The following is a 16,387-nucleotide window of genomic DNA, read 5'->3' on the forward strand; positions in this document are numbered from 1 at the left end:
GTGGCTGACCGGGTAAATTTTAGTCAGCAGAGCGGTAAAGGCTCCATTGTGCCGCGATTTTGCCGATATAGGAGGTGAGACCAACACTAATAATAAGGATCGCCATGTTTTCCACCATTACATCAGGTATCGCTTCACGCCACGGCTGGCAGAAGCGGGCACACTCAGCGGCCACGCTGAGCTCACTCAACGGCTCCATCGCCATGGTTGAGTTCTCCCCCGATGGCACCATTCTCAGCGCCAATGCGCTGTTTCTGGCGCGCATGGGCTACACGCTGACAGAGATTGAAGGCCAGCACCACAGCCTGTTTTGTACGCCGGAACAGCTTCAGTCGCGCAATTATCAGGATTTCTGGCTGCGACTGAACCGGGGTGAAAGTTTCAGCGATAAATTTCTGCGTATGGCGAAAAACAGCCGCCCAATCTGGCTCGAAGCCAACTATGTGCCGGTGCAAAACCGCCATGGCCGGGTAATTAAAATCGTCAAACTGGCCACCGACATTACAGGTCATATCAACGATGCACAGGAGCAGCGCGCCATCACCACCGCCATTGAACGGTCGATGGCGGTGATCGCCTTTAACCTCAAAGGTGAAGTGCTTAAAGCCAACGACAACTTCCTGAAAACCATGGGCTACCGTCGTGAGGAGGTAGAAGGGATCCACCACCGTCACTTCTGTTCACAGGCTGTACGCGACAGCCGCGAATATAGCGAGTTCTGGCAGCAACTGAACCGGGGTGAATTTGTCTCGGGTCAGTTTCCCCGGGTGAATAAACGTGGCGAGACGGTCTGGCTGCGCGCCACCTACAATCCGGTATTTGACGAGCAGGGCCGGCTCTACAAAATCGTCAAATTCGCCACGGATGTGACGGCACAGGTGGAAAAGAATCAGCAGGAGCACGATGCGGCACAGCGGGCTTATCACACCGCGCTGCAAACGGATGAAAGCACAAAGCTGGGTGCCGATGTTATCGCCAGCAGCGTGCAGACTATGAATGCGCTGGCGGGCGAATTGCAGGGGATCTCCGGTGATATTACTGGCCTGAGTGAGTCCTCCGATCGTATCGGCGCAATTGTGGAAGGCATCCGTCGGATCGCCGATCAGACTAACCTGCTGGCGCTGAATGCCGCCATTGAAGCAGCAAGGGCCGGCACCCATGGCCGTAGCTTTGCGGTGGTGGCTAACGAAGTCCGCACGCTGGCAGCCAACATTAACCGCGCCACGACCGACATCGAAAACCGGATTCAGCAAAATCATCTGCTGGCCAGCCGGGCGCTGAAAGGTATTGAGTCGAACCTGAAACGTGCCGATCAGGGCGTACAGCTGGCTCAGGAGGCGGGCGGCGTGATTGCAGAAATCCGTGAAGGCGCAACGGACGTGGTGCGCGCCATCGGCCAGGTGACCAAGACGCTTAAAGTCTGACACTCTTCGGGGGCGCTCGCCCCCTATTTATCAGGTGTGCCCTGCACCGGCGCGTCTGGTACTGGCGGGATAAAGATATGGTCCAGAATATCCCGCATCACGGGCGCAGCCGTTACCCCTTCCCCGCCACCATTCTCCAGAATCAACGCCACAGCCACTTTCGGGTCATCAAACGGCGCAAAGGCGGTATAGAAGATATGGTCACGCAGCCGCACCGGGATCATCTTCGCGTTATAAGTCTGGTTCTGACGCAGGCTGAACACCTGCGACGTCCCGCTTTTCGCGGCGATGCCATAAGGCGCCGTATGGAAATATTTATAACCGGTGCCGTTTGGTGCGTTAGCCATGCCAAACATCGCGTGACGCACCAGCGACCAGTAGGGTGAGTGAGGATCGCCAATCTGTGCCTCGTGCTGCTGTGGATGGTAGTTCTCCACCAGCGTGCCGCGCTGGGTTTTCTCCAGCAGATGCGGTGCGATGACCCGACCGTTATTGATCAGCGCGACCATCGCTTTCACCATCTGAATCGGTGTCGCAATCCAGTAGCCCTGACCAATGCCAACTGAAACCGTATCGCCCTGATACCAGGCCTTTTTGTGCACCTTCAGTTTCCATTCACGGCCTGGCAGCAAACCGTTGTACTCCTCATTGAGGTCGATGCCGGTCGATTTACCATAGCCAAACTGGCTGAGCATGGTGTGAATCCGGTCAATGCCCATCATGAAAGCCACCTGATAAAAGAAGGTGTCGGCCGACTCTTCTATCGCGCGAGTGACATCCAGCATGCCGTGCCCGGTTTTCTTCCAGTCGCGATAGCGCCGGTCCGTCCCCGGCAGCGTCCAGGTCGGCGCACCAAAGAACTGCGACTGTGGCGTAATCACATGAGTCAGCAGCGCCGACATCGCCATATAAGGCTTCACCGTCGAGGCGGGCGGATAGAGTCCCTGCGTGACGCGGTTGATCAGCGGCAGGTCTTTATCCTGCAGCAGCTTTTTGTAAGCCTGATAGCTGATGCCTTTCACAAACGGATTCGGGTCGTAGCTGGGACTGGAGACCATCGCCAGCACGGAGCCGTCGTGCGGATCCTCAATCAGCAGCGCCGCACGCTGCCCTGCCAGCAGGCTCTCCACATACTGTTGCAGATGCAGATCCAGCGTCAGCGTCAGGTTTTTACCCGCGACCGGCGGCACCTCTTTCAGCACTCGCACAATGCGGCCATGGTTATCCACTTCTACTTCCCGATAGCCCGGCTTGCCATGCAGCTGCGCTTCGTAATAGCCCTCAATCCCCTGCTTGCCGATGTTGTGGTCAGCCGCATAGTTTTCGGCGATACCTTCCGCATTCAGTCGTTTGTAGTCGTTATCGTTGATTTTCGAGACATAACCGATCACATGGGCCAGATCGGCTCCATAGGGATATTCACGATCCTGGTAGGTCTCAATGCTGGCACCGGTAAAGCGGAACTGATTGACCGCAAAGCGGGCGACCTGCTCTTCGGTCAGCTCCTCTTTCAGCACGACCGGCTTGTAACGGCTGGTCTGCTTCAGCGCACGGCGGAAAGTGTCAATCTCATCGGGTGTCAGATTTACGATCGGCGTCAGCGCCCGCAGCGTGGCGTCCATATCGTCGATTTTATAAGGCGTTAGCGTGATGGCATACCAGCTGACGTTGCGCACCAGTGGAATACCGTTGCGGTCATAAATCAGCCCGCGCGTCGGGGCAATGGGGATCATCTTGATGTCGTTCTGGTTGGAACGCGTCTGGTAGTAGGCATGGTCGCGCACCTGTAAGCGGAAAAGGTTTACGCCAAGAAGGGTGAAACAGAGACAGACCAGGGCAAAGGCGATTGCGGCGCGACGGGCAAACAGCTTCTCTTCAGCGTCGAAGTTACGAAAGTTCATCAGGGGACATTATCAGGCGATTAATTATTATCTGTTGTTGCGCACCATGATAAAGCGCGATCGCAGGCGTGCCAGCGCGAAGATGCACAAGCCTCAGCAAAAGTGTGTCATTTGATGTGAATGTTACCGGGAAAGCGAGGCGGGAACTCAGATCCTCCGGTCAGGGAGGATCTGAACAGGCGATTGGCCAGCGGGCGGGAATCGTCACCCGCCGCGTGTATTAATCACCCAGCAGGACAGACTCCAGCGCAATTTTGATCATGTCGTTGAAGGTTGTCTGACGCTCAGCAGCCGTCGTCTGCTCGTGCGTACGGATATGGTCTGATACGGTACAGATGGTCAGCGCTTTTGCACCGAACTCAGCGGCCACACCGTAGATACCTGCAGCTTCCATCTCAACGCCGAGGATGCCATATTTTTCCATTACGTCGAACATCTGCGGATCCGGCGTGTAGAAGAGATCGGCAGAGAAGATGTTACCCACGCGCGCTTCAACACCCAGGTTTTTCGCCGCATCAACCGCGTTACGCACCATGTCGAAGTCAGCAATCGCCGCGAAGTCGTGATCTTTGAAACGCATACGGTTCACTTTTGAATCGGTGCAGGCACCCATACCAATCACGATATCACGCAGTTTTACGTCGGCACGTACGGCACCACAGGAGCCCACACGGATGATTTTTTTCACGCCGAAGTCCGTAATCAGCTCTTTGGTGTAGATGGAGCAGGAAGGGATACCCATTCCGTGACCCATCACAGAGACTTTACGGCCTTTGTAAGTACCGGTGTAGCCCAGCATGCCGCGAACGTTATTCACTTCAACCGCGTTTTCCAGAAAGGTTTCTGCGATGTGTTTTGCGCGCAGCGGATCGCCAGGCATCAGTACAACGTCTGCAAAATCGCCCATTTCAGCATTAATATGTGGAGTTGCCATTGTTTAATCCTTATTAAATTGCTGATTTACAGCATGTTCTTGCCATAGTCCATCTCGGACAGGCCAAAATAGTGTGCAATTGTCTGACCAATATCGGCAAACGTTTCGCGGTATCCGAGTGAACCCGGCTCCACTTTTGGTCCGTAGATCAGAATCGGAATGTGCTCACGCGTGTGCTCCGTGCCTTCCCAGGTCGGATCACAGCCGTGGTCAGCGGTCAGAATCAGGATGTCATCTTCTCCGACCAACTCCATCAGCTCAGGCAGACGACGGTCAAACAGCTCCAGCCCACCCGCATAACCGGCGACATCACGGCGATGTCCCCAGGTGGAGTCGAAATCAACGAAGTTGGTAAAAACAATCGCCTGATCCGGCGCAGTTTTCATCTCCTGAATCGTCGCGTCAAACAGCGCATCCAGACCGGTCGCTTTGACCTTTTTGGTAATGCCCTGCTCAGCATAGATATCGGCGATTTTACCCACGGAGATCACGTGACCGCCCTTCTCATCCACCAGCTTTTTCAGCATGGTGGCGGATGGCGGCTCGACTGCCAGATCGTGACGATTGCCGGTGCGCTCGAACTGACCCGCTTTGTCACCCACAAACGGACGGGCAATAACCCGGCCAATGTTGTAGCCACCTTCAGTCAGCTCTTCACGGGCGATTTCGCACAGCGCATAGAGTCGATCCAGACCAAAGGTCTCTTCGTGACAGGCGATCTGGAACACGGAGTCCGCAGAGGTATAGAAAATCGGCTTGCCGGTTTTCATATGCTCTTCGCCCAGCTGGTCAAGGATCACCGTACCTGAAGAGTGGCAGTTACCGAGATAACCCGGCAGGTCGGCGCGCGCTACCAGCTTGTCCAGCAGTTCCTGCGGGAAGCTGTTCTCTTTGTCGCTGAAGTAGCCCCAGTCAAACAGCACCGGCACACCGGCGATCTCCCAGTGGCCTGACGGCGTATCTTTACCTGACGAAAGCTCACTGGCGTAAGCGTACGCGCCGGTGATTTTTGCCTCAGGATCCAGACCCGCCGGGAAGCGGCCGGTCGACAGCTCGGCGGCTTTACCCAGCCCCAGCGCGGTGAGATTAGGCAGATGCAATGGACCTTTACGTCCCTTGTCTGCTTTACCGTTAAAACAGGCTTCGGCGATATGACCCAGGGTATCTGAACCTGCGTCGCCGAATTTATCGGCATCTTTACTGGAGCCAATTCCAAAGGAATCGAGAACCATAATAAAAGCACGTTTCATGCAAGTCTCCTGCGCATTGGCGCGTGACAAGTCAAAAAAAAGCGATCAGATCAGTATACCCGAATGCATCGCGGCTGGCACCGGTTACTGGTCAGTTAGCTGAGATCGCTCACACGGCGATAGACAACCGGCGTCTCAGCCGGGGCGGAATCCCCGAGCACCAGCGCAGCTTTAACCGCTGCTGCGGCCTGCTGCCATTTGTCTTCGCTGCTGGCGTGAATGACCGCCAGCGGACGTTGTGCATCGGCACGTTCGCCCAGGGTGATCATTTCGCTGAAGCCAACGCTGTAATCGATGCTGTCGCTGGCGCGCTGACGTCCGCCGCCCATCGCCACCACCGCCAGACCCAGCGCACGGGTATCCATGCTGCTGACGATGCCTGGCTGGTCGGCATAGACCGGTTTGCTCAGCATTGGCGCGGGCAGATAAGCGTCGTAGCGTTCAACGAAATCGGCAGGTCCCTGCTGGGCAGCGACCATGCGACCAAACACCTCGGCTGCTTTGCCGTTATCCAGCACTGTCATCAGTTTCTGACGCGCGTCGGTGTCGCTGGCGGCGAGTTTGCCGGAGATCAGCATTTCGCTACAGAGCGCCAGCGTCACGTCCAACAGGCGCGGATTCCGCTGTTCACCGGTCAGGAAGCGGACCGCTTCGCGCACTTCCAGCGCGTTACCGGCTGACGAGGCAAGTACCTGATTCATATCCGTCAGCAGTGCGGTGGTCTGGCAGCCTGCGCCATTGGCGACGCCAACAATCGACTGCGCCAGACTTTCTGACGCTTCATAGGTTGGCATAAACGCGCCGGAACCCACTTTGACATCCATCACCAGTGCATCCAGCCCTTCTGCCAGCTTCTTCGCCAGAATCGAGGCGGTAATCAGCGGGATCGAATCGACGGTGGCGGTGATGTCACGCGTGGCGTAGAAACGCTTATCCGCCGGCGCCAGCGAGCTGGTCTGGCCGATAATCGCCACACCCACCTGCTTAATGATCTCGCGGAAGCGATCATCACTCGGGAAGATATCGAAGCCCGGGATCGCTTCCAGTTTATCCAGCGTGCCACCGGTATGGCCCAGGCCACGACCCGAGATCATCGGCACATATCCGCCACAGGCGGCGACCATCGGCCCTAACATCAGCGATGTCACATCACCAACGCCGCCGGTCGAGTGCTTATCCACCACCGGCCCGTTGAGGTTGAGTGATTTCCAGTTAAGTACCGTACCGGAATCACGCATCGCCATCGTCAGCGCAACCCGCTCCGGCAGCGTCATATCATGGAACCAGATGGTCATTGCCAGCGCGGCAATCTGACCTTCCGAGACGGTGTTATCACGCACGCCGTTAATGAAGAAGCGAATCTCCTCTTCAGTCAGCGCCTGGCCGTCACGTTTCTTTCGAATAATTTCTTGTGGCAGGAACAAAGTAGCCCCCTGGTTCAGGGAAATCAGGATGGAGAACAGGCGGTCAGCGACCGCCTGAGGGATCAGTAACCCGCTTTGCTGGTGTCGCTGTCATGACCCAGGGTGTTGAGCAGGCTCGCCAGCAGGCTTGATGCACCAAAGCGGAAATGGCGCGCATCAGCCCAGTCGGCACCCAGCGTCTCTTCTGCCATCTGCAGATAGATCGCGGCATCTTCAGCGGTGCGCACGCCGCCCGCCGGTTTAAAACCAACCTGCTGGCTGACGCCTTTGTCACGGATCACATTCATCATGATCTGCGCCACTTCCGGCGTGGCGTTAACCGGTACTTTACCGGTGGAGGTTTTAATGAAGTCAGCACCTGCATCGATGGCAATCTCAGAAGCCTGACGGATCAGCGCTTCTTCCTTCAGCTCACCGGTTTCGATGATGACTTTCAGCAGCACGTCCGCTTCAGCGCAGGCGGTTTTACAGGCTTTTACCAGATCGAAACCAACCTGGCTGTTACCGGCGATCAGCGCGCGGTACGGGAACACCACATCCACTTCATCCGCACCGTAGGCGATGGCGGCACGGGTTTCTGCCAGTGCAATATCGATGTCGTCATTGCCGTGCGGGAAGTTGGTCACCGTGGCGATGCGGATCTCCGGCGTACCCTGCTCGCGCAGCGTTTTACGCGCAATCGGAATAAAGCGCGGATAGATACAGATGGCGGCGGTATTGCCTGCCGGGGATTTAGCCTGATGACAAAGGGCAATCACTTTTGCGTCGGTGTCGTCGTCATTCAGGGTGGTTAAATCCATCAGTTTCAGGGCGCGCAGGGCAAGAGGTTTAATATCGGTCATGAGGCTCTCCAAAGGATCGGGGTGCAACCCACCGGCTTGCCGGCGGAATGTTATAATAATAACACTCAGAAGCGGCCTGATATGTGCCAGTAGTCACATAGGGATAAGAAATTGGTGCAATTTCGTCACACTCACTGTGACGAAAATCGCAGATAACAGCGTCTGGTAGCCATTATACGCCAGCTGGCCGAATGTTACTATTATCACATTTAAGCGCAGGTTAGGCAGATCCGGTCAGTTACGCAGCGCCGGGAAAGCGGGATCGAGCCGGAACAGCTGCTGGCTGTTGTGCCACAGCGCATGGGCAATCTCTTCGGGTGACTCCTCTCGCAGGCTGCAGAGCACCTCCCACACCTGACGCGCCCGTTCCGGGCGGTTTGGCTGGCCCTGAAAGCCCTGCAGCGGCATATCGGGTGCATCGGTTTCCAGCAGCAGCGACGAGAGCGGCAGTTGCGCCACGGTCTGACGGGTTTTGCTGGCGCGTTCATAGGTAATGGTCCCGCCAACGCCAATCGCATAACCCAGCTTAATAAAGGCCTGCGCCTGTTGCAGGCTGCCAGCGAAACCGTGCACCACGCCATGGCGCGGCAGATCGTGACGACGCAGAATCTGCGCCAGCTTGTCATGGGTGCGCCGCGAATGCAGGATCACCGGCAGCTGATACTGTTTCGCCAGCTTCAGCTGCGCCTCAAGAAAGCGTTGCTGCTTATCAAACTGCGGATTGTCGCGATAGAGATCCAGCCCGATCTCGCCGATCGCCACCAGCTTACGTGGCCGCTGTTGCAGTAAGGTTTCCAGCTGCCCAAGATGCGCCTCAAGGTGATTTTCAATGACGATAGGGTGCAGGCCCAGCGCCGCGTAGAGCGGCGGGTATTCGGCGGCCAGCGCGCAGACGCGCTCAAACCGGCTGGCATCAATTGCCGGGATGATAATCTTCTCTACACCCGCCTCAGCGGCGCGCGCCAGGCTGCCGGGAACATCCCCTTCAAAAGGCGGAAAGTCGAAATGACAGTGCGTATCGATAAACGTCATGCCAGCGATCCTTTGTCGTAATTCGCATCATTGTCCGCCAGCGGCGGCGTAATGATCCATCGGGTATCCGGTGCATTAGCGACCGGCGCAGGTGGGGTGACAATGCGCGCTGAGATCATAGGTTCAGCATCGCTCAGCCACTGGCCCAGCGTGGCGAGGAAATAGCGACCACAGCGCCGTCCCAGATGATAATCCTGATTCAGCGCGGCAACACGGCTGCCCAGGGCACTGCTGGCCAGCACGTGCGGTGGGAAGATTTCAATGATGCGCAAATCGTCGGGCGGATTCTCGATAAACTGCTGAATTTCGCGATAGCTCTGCTCATGCTTATTCAGCACGTTAATCATCGGCTGCAGCGCGCCGGTGCTGAGCCAGCGCTCCATCCGTTTAAACCATTTCGGGGTATAGAACATCTGCGACGGTACGGTGCGGATCACCACAATCGTATCGGCCCCGCGCCGGGCAGCTTCACGCACCGGAATGGCATCGCTGATGCCGCCATCGAGATAGCTTATCCCTTCCAGATTGACACCCAGCCGGTAAAAACCGGGAATGGCGCTGGAGGCTTTAATCAGATCCAGCCAGTTCTCGGCGGTGGGCGTAAAGTAGCCGGGCGAATAGTCGTCGCTGCGGCAGGCGCACATATAAAACTCGCGGCCGCTGGAGAAGAGCTGTTCCGCGCTGCTCATCGCCAACGGAAATTCACTGCGGGTAATATCGATCAGCCAGTCGAGGTCGATCAGATTGCCTCCGCGCACAAAGCGCAGCGGATCAAAAAAGAGTTTACTGGTGGTATAGCGGGTAATCACGCGACGGGCGTAGCCGGGCTGACCACAGACAAAGGCAGAGAGATTTTGTGCACCGGCAGAAGTGCCGAGCATCAGTTGAAAAGGGTTGAATCGGGCGCGCTGGAATTCATCTAATACGCCTGCGGTGAAAATGCCGCGCTGACCGCCGCCTTCACAGACAAGGGCAATTTTCTGAGCTTTGAAGGGTGTCAGGGCCAGAGGTTCAATGGCGCCGAGCGTGACGGGAATGCGTATACCCACTGTGCGAACCTCAAAAAAGGGTTCCGGGTATGCTGGAGGAGGGATCCGTTAAAGACAGCAGCATTCCGGAGAACCAGTCATCTATTCCTTTAACCGGCAGGCCAGCTGAACTGGCTTGCCATCGCAGCGATGTGAAGGTGTCCTTCTCTTCACGTCAGTCGCTACAGATGACTGGTCTCCGCTCTATGCTTTGCGTTGCATTACGCTGCAGGACTCATCGGCTAAAGCTTTTTACGGCCGGTAAACAGGCTGATGAGGAACAGGATAATACCAACGACGAAGACAACTTTAGCTGCCCATGCTGCTGTGCCCGCTAAACCGCCAAAACCTAATGCCGCAGCGATCAGTGCGATCACCAGAAAAATAATGCCCCAACGAAACATAAGCCTCTCCTTACCCTATTTAAAATCGAACTGCTTATTTAATCCCCGGATGGGTGTTTTTATACAAGCGGCCACCAGAGTGGCCGCTTGCAAGCTTAAGATTTAACCGTCAGGTCATTCTTAACGCTTTTCACGCCTTCAATGGCTTTCGCGATGCTTTCTGCACGATCTGACTGTGCCTGATTAGCAACATGCCCTGAAAGCTGAACAACACCGTCGGTAGTCTCAACTTTAACGTTGCGCGACGGAACAATGTCATCTGCTAACAGCTTAGCTTTAATTTCGCTGGTTGTAGCGGCATCGCCGGCATAACCTTTCACTGAAGAGGTTTTGCTGTCTCTGACGTGTAGTTTGTCGCTGACGGATTTAACACCTTCGATTTTCTGCACCACTGCCACAGCCTTTTCAGCCTGATCCTGTGAGGTGACGAAACCGCTTAAGGTCACGACGCCACTATGCGTTTTTACCGAGATATCCGTACTTTTAATAGCGTCGTCATCCACCAGTGCCGCTTTGGCTTTGGCGGTGATGCCGCTGTCATCCATATAACCATCGACTTTTTTCATAGAACTATCGATTTTCGAACCCGCGCTGTCGGCTGTCTGTGACGCTTTCTGCGACATAGATTCGTCAGCCAGTGCGCTGCCGCTGATCAGTGCTGAGCCAATCATTGCGGCCATCAGGGTTTTAGCAATCTTAGTCTTGTTCATCGATATCTTCCTTCTATCAGTTAACTCACCCAAAACTGTGGGCGAAACAGAGGCACATATGCCGCTGCGTTACAGGACGTAAGGACAAGAGAAGTCTCTTCCGCCGTCCGATAGAATAATCATAGACGGCATTTTGCGATTTGCCTGGCTAACTGGTTGATCACACGTCAAAACAGAAGAAAAAAGGGTTTTTTAGGAGGAGTCTGGAGCGAGGAAATCAGGGCCACTCCCTGCTGGAATGGCCCGGAAACAGGCGATTAGTGCTCGCGTGTTTTACGGAAACGGACGTCAGGGTAACGTTCCTGGGTAATATTAAGATTCACCATGGTTGGCGCGATATAAGTCAAATTATCACCGCCATCGAGCGCCAGGTTAACTTCGTTTTTACGCTGGAAGTCCTCAAACTTTTTAGCATCGTCACATTCAACCCAGCGCGCCGTTGAGACGTTAATCGCTTCGTAGATCGCTTCGACGTTATATTCGCTTTTCAGACGTGCCACCACCACATCGAACTGCAGTACCCCGACCGCGCCCACGATCAGATCGTTGTTATGCACCGGACGGAACACCTGCACTGCACCCTCTTCCGACAGCTGAACCAGCCCTTTCAGCAGCTGTTTCTGCTTCAGCGGATCGCGCAGACGAATACGACGGAACAGCTCTGGCGCGAAGTTCGGAATACCGGTGAACTTCATGTTTTCACCCTGCGTAAAGGTGTCGCCAATCTGTATGGTGCCGTGGTTATGCAGACCGATGATATCGCCAGGATAAGCTTCTTCAACGTGTGAACGGTCGCCCGCCATAAAGGTCAGGGCATCGGAAATCACCACATCTTTGCCAGTACGTACCTGACGCAGCTTCATCCCTTTTTCATATTTACCGGAGACCACACGCATAAAGGCCACACGGTCGCGATGTTTCGGGTCCATGTTGGCCTGGATCTTAAACACGAAGCCGGTGAACTTCTCTTCTTTCGCTTCTACCGTGCGGGTGTCGGTATCGCGTGGCATCGGACGTGGCGCCCATGCCACCAGGCCATCCAGCATATGGTCTACGCCAAAGTTACCCAGCGCGGTACCGAAGAAGACCGGCGACAGTTTGCCGTTCAGGAAGGCTTCCTGCTCAAACTCGTGCGATGCACCCTGCACCAGCTCCAGCTCTTCACGCAACTGTGCCGCCAGATCGTCACCGACTGCGGTGTCGAGGTCCGGATTGTTCAGCCCCTTCACGACGCGGACATCCTGAATGGTGTGGCCTTTACCGGTCTGGTAGAGATAGGTCTCATCTTTGTAGAGGTGATAAACCCCTTTGAACAGCTTGCCGCAGCCGATTGGCCAGGTGATCGGTGCGCAGGCAATTTTCAGCTCGCTTTCCACCTCATCCAGCACTTCCATCGGATCACGGATGTCACGGTCAAGTTTGTTCATAAAAGTCAGGATCGGCGTATCGCGCAGGCGGGTAACTTCCATCAGCTTGCGGGTACGATCCTCAACGCCTTTCGCGGCATCGATCACCATCAGACAGCAGTCAACGGCGGTCAGCGTACGGTAGGTATCTTCCGAGAAATCTTCGTGACCTGGGGTATCCAGCAGGTTTACCAGGCTATCGCGGTAAGGAAACTGCATCACCGAGGTGGTAATAGAGATACCACGCTGTTTCTCCATCTCCATCCAGTCCGACTTGGCGTGCTGGTTAGAGCCACGGCCTTTTACGGTACCGGCGGTCTGGATAGCCTGTCCGAACAGCAACACTTTTTCGGTAATGGTGGTTTTACCGGCATCCGGGTGCGAAATGATCGCGAAGGTGCGGCGGCGTGCCACCTCTTCTAAAAAGGGATTAGACATGGAATTCTTCTCAATAGGCAGCGCAACATACTGGCGCTGCTGATAAATCACGGTGGCCGGCAGAACCTTACCGGCGGGTAAACGGTGCCAAAAACGATCTTTCATCGTTGGCGGGTCAGCGCGAAGTTACATTGGCGTGAAGTCCGGTTACCTGGTCAGCTTTAAGGCGGCATAGCATACAATATTTTGCGCGCGCGGCCTACAGGGAAGGGGCAGGATTTCAGGGGCGGAGAATCGGAGAATAGCGGAGGCGGCAACAGCGTCGGGCGGGTCTGCACCCGCCCCCACTCTGTTATCCCAGTACTTTTCTGACGCAGGCTTTGAAGATCTGCACACCAATCTCCAGCGAGCTGAGATCAAAACGCATATCGGGATGATGCAGCCCTGGCGTCAGGTTGGTGCCCAGCCCCCAGAAGCCCGCCTTCACACCCGGACGCTTCACGGGATAGTAGAAAAAGTCCTCGCTGCCTGGCGTGGTGCGGGTCGGCAGTGCGCCCTCTTCACCCAGCACTTCAACGATGGCCGCGCGGATCACCGCCGTCGCGTCATCATCAATCTCGGCAGCCGGCATCTCTTTCAGCACGCGAACCTCGGCGGTGGCTCCCAGTGCCGCGACGCTGTGAGTAATGGCGCGCGTGACCTGCTCTTTCAGCTGCGTCATCGGCCCGTTCTCCTGCGAACGCAGATCCCACACCACGCGGGCTTCATCCGGTACCGAGTTGGTGACACCCGCATCGCACAGGAAGCGGGTCGCTTTGACGCTCCATGTCAGGCCCGGGGACAGATGGAGGGCATTGACGGCCTGAACCGCCTGCGCGGCCGCATCCAGCGCATTGATGCCAAGATGCGGTCGCGCCGCATGGGCGGGCTGGCCTTTGATGGTCGCTTCCAGCGTGCTGCAGGCGGAGTAGAGCACGGCAGGCACTGCCTGGCCGACCACGCACTCCTCCAGCGGACGCAGATGGAAGCCCAGAATCATCTCCACATCATCCAGTGCGCCGCCTTCGATCATTGAGAGCGCACCGGCGCCCAGCTCCTCGGCGGGCTGGAACAGGATCTTCAGCCGGCCACGTTTCACCACGCCCTCCTGCAGCAGAGCCGTCGCCGTCGTCAGCACGACCGAAGAGTGACCGTCGTGACCGCAGGTGTGGCGCGCACACGGCACGCCATCAATGATGTGCCCCAGCGCATCCATATCCGCGCGCAGCGCCAGCACCGGCCCCGGCACCCCGCTGTCGATCTCCGCCACGATGCCGGTGGTGTTATTGATGTTGCGCGTTACCTTCAGGCCCGCTTTCTCCAGCTGATCGGCGATGTAGGCCGAGGTCTTTATCTCCTGAAAGCCCAGCTCCGGAATTTCGTGCAGATAGTGATAATGCTCTAATACCTTAGACACAGCGTTACTCCTGAATAAACAGACGCATAACAGACATCGCGATCAGCGCGTTGATGATGCTCACCAGCATCAGCAGCGGCCAGTATTTTTTGGGCACATCGGCCACACCCAGCAGCCGCCCCATATATTGCAGTTGCGATCCCATCAGGAAAATCGCCGGTGCCAGAATAGTAATATCCGCGCCGGTCAGCAGCCCTTTGGTCAGCAGGCTTACCGCAACGCCAGTGCCCGCCGACGATGAAAGCCAGGCGGTAAGCAGCACGGTAATCGCCTCGCCCGGCAGGCCGAACAGCCCCATCACCGGCGCAAAGGCATGTCCAAGGAACTGCATAATACCGAGCAGGTTCAGCACTTCCGCCAGCACATAGGCCATCACCACATTCGGCATCAGGTTGTGAATGGCGATGTGAAAGCCTTTGCGTGCGCCAGTCACAAACACATCGAACGGATTACTGCAGGTCGCAATTTTATTTTCCATCGGCAAAATCCTTCTTATAAACACTGTTTAACACAGCGCGCGTTATTGCCGCACCGATAAATTTCAGCACGAACATTAATAACAGCGGAATAATAATCGGCAGCGTCATAGAGGCGAACAGCGCTGAACCGATGGCGAAGTAATTATTGATTAATCCCGCACCGGAATATTGCCAGGCACTCATCACCACCAGCTCTTTTTTACCAATCAGTTTCTGATCAGCCATCTCTTTTGTTAATGCCGCGCCCGCGTCGGTGCTTTGCAGGTCAGTGATTAACGCCAGACCGCAACGGCCCGGCAGGCCCATCAGCGGCTTAAGCAGCGGTGTCAGCAAGCGATGTGCCGCGCGAATCGCACCATAGTGGGTAAAGATTTCGAGCACGCCCAGCGCCAGCATTACCGTGGGCGTCAGCGACAGGGCAAACAGGAAGCCCGCTTTAGCACTGAGTCCGCCTGCGCCGACAAAGGTGTTGCTGGCGGGATCTTTCATGGTGCCGAAGCTGCCGCCCAGCGTAGTGAAGTCAAACGCCCCCAGCCATTTAAGGCCCTCGACGTTATAAAACAGCCCTGAGAAAAACAGAATGGCAAAAATTAATGCGATATAACTGCCTCTGGTCGCCGTCATTTTTACCGGATTAACCACACTCTCATCTGACATTACTTTCTCCTGATAACATGGTCTGCCGCCTGTTCCCTGCCGTAGCAAGTTTCAATATATGGAACTCAGTTCTAAGCAGGATTTATGCCAGAGCCGCTAAGAGAGAGATTGTTAACACCTTATTTCCCCACGCAGGACATTTAATCCACGCTATACCTCTTATCACGCTCTGAAATTTATTTTTCAGACCACCCGGTGATATTTTCGGGACGGCATCAGATTGCGAATATTTCGTCTGTTACAGCGACTTATTGCACCAGCAAAATAACCATCGCCCGCACTATCATGGTGCTGATTCGCCTGACGTTGTTGCCTGATAGCCGTGATACAGAATGAGAATTGCTCGCATTCAATTTCCGAAATAATTCTATTTAAATCAATCAGATAAATTAGCTTATTTTGCGGAAAAGGTTTCACTTTACTAACATGTATGATGCATAATTCACCGCTTCCACCTGTTTATTTAACATCTTCTTAAAAGGACTCGGCCATGCTGACTGCTGAAATGACTGGGCGTTTAAACGACCAGCTGAACCTGGAATTCTTCTCTGCCAATCTTTATCTGCAAATGAGCGCCTGGTGCAGCGACAAAGGCTTTGAGGGTGCCGCTTCCTTCCTGAAGATGCATTCACGCGAAGAGATGCAGCATATGCAGCGTCTGTTTGATTACCTGAGCGATACCGGCGCGATGCCGGTGCTGGGCACTATCGCTGCGCCACCGGTTTCTTTCACCTCGCTGAATGAAATCCTGCAGCAGGCGCTGGAGCATGAGCAGCTGATCACCAGCAAAATCAATGAGCTGGCTCACGCTGCTATGACGTCACAGGATTACTCTACCTTTAACTTCCTGCAGTGGTATGTTGCCGAGCAGCACGAAGAAGAGAAGCTGTTCAAAACCGTGCTGGATAAACTGGCGCTGGTCAGCAACAGCGGCAACGGTCTGTTCCTGGTCGATAAAGATCTGGGCCGCATGAGCACCGAAAACCACGCAGAATAATATTTTTCGGGCCTCTCAACCGATTAAGACCACTGACAATTCCCTAATCAGTTATCTGGAAGCAA

At 55.4% G+C, this 16,387-nt stretch carries 15 protein-coding genes; 2 read left to right on the plus strand and 13 right to left on the minus strand.

Features of this window, described 5'->3' with window-relative positions:
- Positions 1 to 104 precede the first annotated feature (104 nt).
- Complete coding sequence (locus ACTJKZ_RS13705; protein WP_440829727.1) at positions 105 to 1,424, plus strand: methyl-accepting chemotaxis protein; 1,320 nt, start codon at positions 105 to 107, stop codon at positions 1,422 to 1,424.
- A gap of 23 nt (positions 1,425 to 1,447) precedes the next feature.
- Here the strand turns inward: ACTJKZ_RS13705 and mrdA are convergent, their stop codons facing one another.
- From mrdA to ACTJKZ_RS13770, 13 genes are all read right to left on the minus strand, one after another.
- A complete protein-coding gene (mrdA, locus tag ACTJKZ_RS13710; RefSeq protein WP_222924994.1) occupies positions 1,448 to 3,325 on the minus strand; it encodes a penicillin-binding protein 2 in 1,878 nt (625 codons plus the stop codon).
- Between the two features lie 220 nt (positions 3,326 to 3,545).
- Positions 3,546 to 4,259, minus strand: a complete 714-nt coding sequence (gene deoD, locus ACTJKZ_RS13715; RefSeq protein ID WP_090965956.1) for a purine-nucleoside phosphorylase — start codon at positions 4,257 to 4,259, stop codon at positions 3,546 to 3,548.
- A gap of 26 nt (positions 4,260 to 4,285) precedes the next feature.
- On the minus strand, positions 4,286 to 5,509 hold the full coding sequence (deoB, locus tag ACTJKZ_RS13720; protein WP_222924993.1) for a phosphopentomutase: 1,224 nt from the start codon (positions 5,507 to 5,509) through the stop codon (positions 4,286 to 4,288).
- 95 nt (positions 5,510 to 5,604) lie between these two features.
- Positions 5,605 to 6,933, minus strand: a complete 1,329-nt coding sequence (deoA, locus tag ACTJKZ_RS13725; RefSeq protein WP_440829728.1) for a thymidine phosphorylase — start codon at positions 6,931 to 6,933, stop codon at positions 5,605 to 5,607.
- Between the two features lie 62 nt (positions 6,934 to 6,995).
- Positions 6,996 to 7,775, minus strand: coding sequence for a deoxyribose-phosphate aldolase (gene deoC / locus ACTJKZ_RS13730; protein ID WP_161732697.1), 780 nt, complete (start codon positions 7,773 to 7,775; stop codon positions 6,996 to 6,998).
- A gap of 234 nt (positions 7,776 to 8,009) precedes the next feature.
- On the minus strand, positions 8,010 to 8,807 hold the full coding sequence (locus ACTJKZ_RS13735) for a TatD family hydrolase (protein ID WP_440829729.1): 798 nt from the start codon (positions 8,805 to 8,807) through the stop codon (positions 8,010 to 8,012).
- Positions 8,804 to 9,856: a patatin-like phospholipase family protein gene (locus tag ACTJKZ_RS13740; protein WP_440829730.1), complete on the minus strand. Its 1,053-nt coding sequence runs from the start codon at positions 9,854 to 9,856 to the stop codon at positions 8,804 to 8,806. Before ACTJKZ_RS13740 ends, ACTJKZ_RS13735 begins: the two co-directional genes overlap by 4 nt.
- Positions 9,857 to 10,077: 221 nt before the next feature.
- Positions 10,078 to 10,239, minus strand: coding sequence for a DUF1328 domain-containing protein (locus tag ACTJKZ_RS13745; protein ID WP_003848537.1), 162 nt, complete (start codon positions 10,237 to 10,239; stop codon positions 10,078 to 10,080).
- 95 nt (positions 10,240 to 10,334) lie between these two features.
- The gene (gene osmY / locus ACTJKZ_RS13750) at positions 10,335 to 10,949 is read right to left on the minus strand and encodes a molecular chaperone OsmY (RefSeq protein WP_161732703.1); all 615 of its coding nucleotides are present in this window, start codon (positions 10,947 to 10,949) and stop codon (positions 10,335 to 10,337) included.
- Positions 10,950 to 11,206: 257 nt separating this feature from the next.
- Complete coding sequence (gene prfC, locus ACTJKZ_RS13755; protein WP_161732735.1) at positions 11,207 to 12,793, minus strand: peptide chain release factor 3; 1,587 nt, start codon at positions 12,791 to 12,793, stop codon at positions 11,207 to 11,209.
- 292 nt (positions 12,794 to 13,085) lie between these two features.
- Positions 13,086 to 14,189, minus strand: a complete 1,104-nt coding sequence (locus tag ACTJKZ_RS13760) for an amidohydrolase (protein WP_161732705.1) — start codon at positions 14,187 to 14,189, stop codon at positions 13,086 to 13,088.
- Positions 14,190 to 14,193: 4 nt separating this feature from the next.
- Positions 14,194 to 14,667 carry a YjiG family protein gene (locus ACTJKZ_RS13765; RefSeq protein ID WP_161732707.1) on the minus strand — a complete coding sequence of 158 codons (474 nt, stop codon included), beginning with the start codon at positions 14,665 to 14,667 and terminating at the stop codon, positions 14,194 to 14,196.
- Positions 14,657 to 15,325: a nucleoside recognition domain-containing protein gene (locus tag ACTJKZ_RS13770; RefSeq protein ID WP_161732709.1), complete on the minus strand. Its 669-nt coding sequence runs from the start codon at positions 15,323 to 15,325 to the stop codon at positions 14,657 to 14,659. Before ACTJKZ_RS13770 ends, ACTJKZ_RS13765 begins: the two co-directional genes overlap by 11 nt.
- A 490-nt stretch (positions 15,326 to 15,815) precedes the next feature.
- Between ACTJKZ_RS13770 and ftnA the strand changes: the two genes are divergently transcribed.
- Positions 15,816 to 16,322: a non-heme ferritin gene (gene ftnA / locus ACTJKZ_RS13775; RefSeq protein ID WP_033733871.1), complete on the plus strand. Its 507-nt coding sequence runs from the start codon at positions 15,816 to 15,818 to the stop codon at positions 16,320 to 16,322.
- The last annotated feature ends 65 nt before the right edge of the window (positions 16,323 to 16,387 follow it).

Source organism: Pantoea sp. 22096, assembly GCF_052045955.1.
GTDB classification, from domain to species: Bacteria; Pseudomonadota; Gammaproteobacteria; order Enterobacterales; family Enterobacteriaceae; genus Pantoea; species Pantoea alfalfae.

What these genes read in the sequence shown, in the direction of transcription:
- ACTJKZ_RS13765 (WP_161732707.1), bottom strand. Translation starts at nt 14,667, where the DNA reads ATGGAAAATAAAATTGCGACCTGCAGTAATCCGTTCGATGTGTTTGTG.
- ACTJKZ_RS13745 (WP_003848537.1), bottom strand. Translation starts at nt 10,239, where the DNA reads ATGTTTCGTTGGGGCATTATTTTTCTGGTGATCGCACTGATCGCTGCG.
- osmY (WP_161732703.1), bottom strand. Translation starts at nt 10,949, where the DNA reads ATGAACAAGACTAAGATTGCTAAAACCCTGATGGCCGCAATGATTGGC.
- deoB (WP_222924993.1), bottom strand. Translation starts at nt 5,509, where the DNA reads ATGAAACGTGCTTTTATTATGGTTCTCGATTCCTTTGGAATTGGCTCC.
- ftnA (WP_033733871.1), top strand. Translation starts at nt 15,816, where the DNA reads ATGCTGACTGCTGAAATGACTGGGCGTTTAAACGACCAGCTGAACCTG.
- ACTJKZ_RS13735 (WP_440829729.1), bottom strand. Translation starts at nt 8,807, where the DNA reads ATGACGTTTATCGATACGCACTGTCATTTCGACTTTCCGCCTTTTGAA.
- ACTJKZ_RS13705 (WP_440829727.1), top strand. Translation starts at nt 105, where the DNA reads ATGTTTTCCACCATTACATCAGGTATCGCTTCACGCCACGGCTGGCAG.
- mrdA (WP_222924994.1), bottom strand. Translation starts at nt 3,325, where the DNA reads ATGAACTTTCGTAACTTCGACGCTGAAGAGAAGCTGTTTGCCCGTCGC.
- prfC (WP_161732735.1), bottom strand. Translation starts at nt 12,793, where the DNA reads ATGTCTAATCCCTTTTTAGAAGAGGTGGCACGCCGCCGCACCTTCGCG.
- deoD (WP_090965956.1), bottom strand. Translation starts at nt 4,259, where the DNA reads ATGGCAACTCCACATATTAATGCTGAAATGGGCGATTTTGCAGACGTT.
- ACTJKZ_RS13770 (WP_161732709.1), bottom strand. Translation starts at nt 15,325, where the DNA reads ATGTCAGATGAGAGTGTGGTTAATCCGGTAAAAATGACGGCGACCAGA.
- deoC (WP_161732697.1), bottom strand. Translation starts at nt 7,775, where the DNA reads ATGACCGATATTAAACCTCTTGCCCTGCGCGCCCTGAAACTGATGGAT.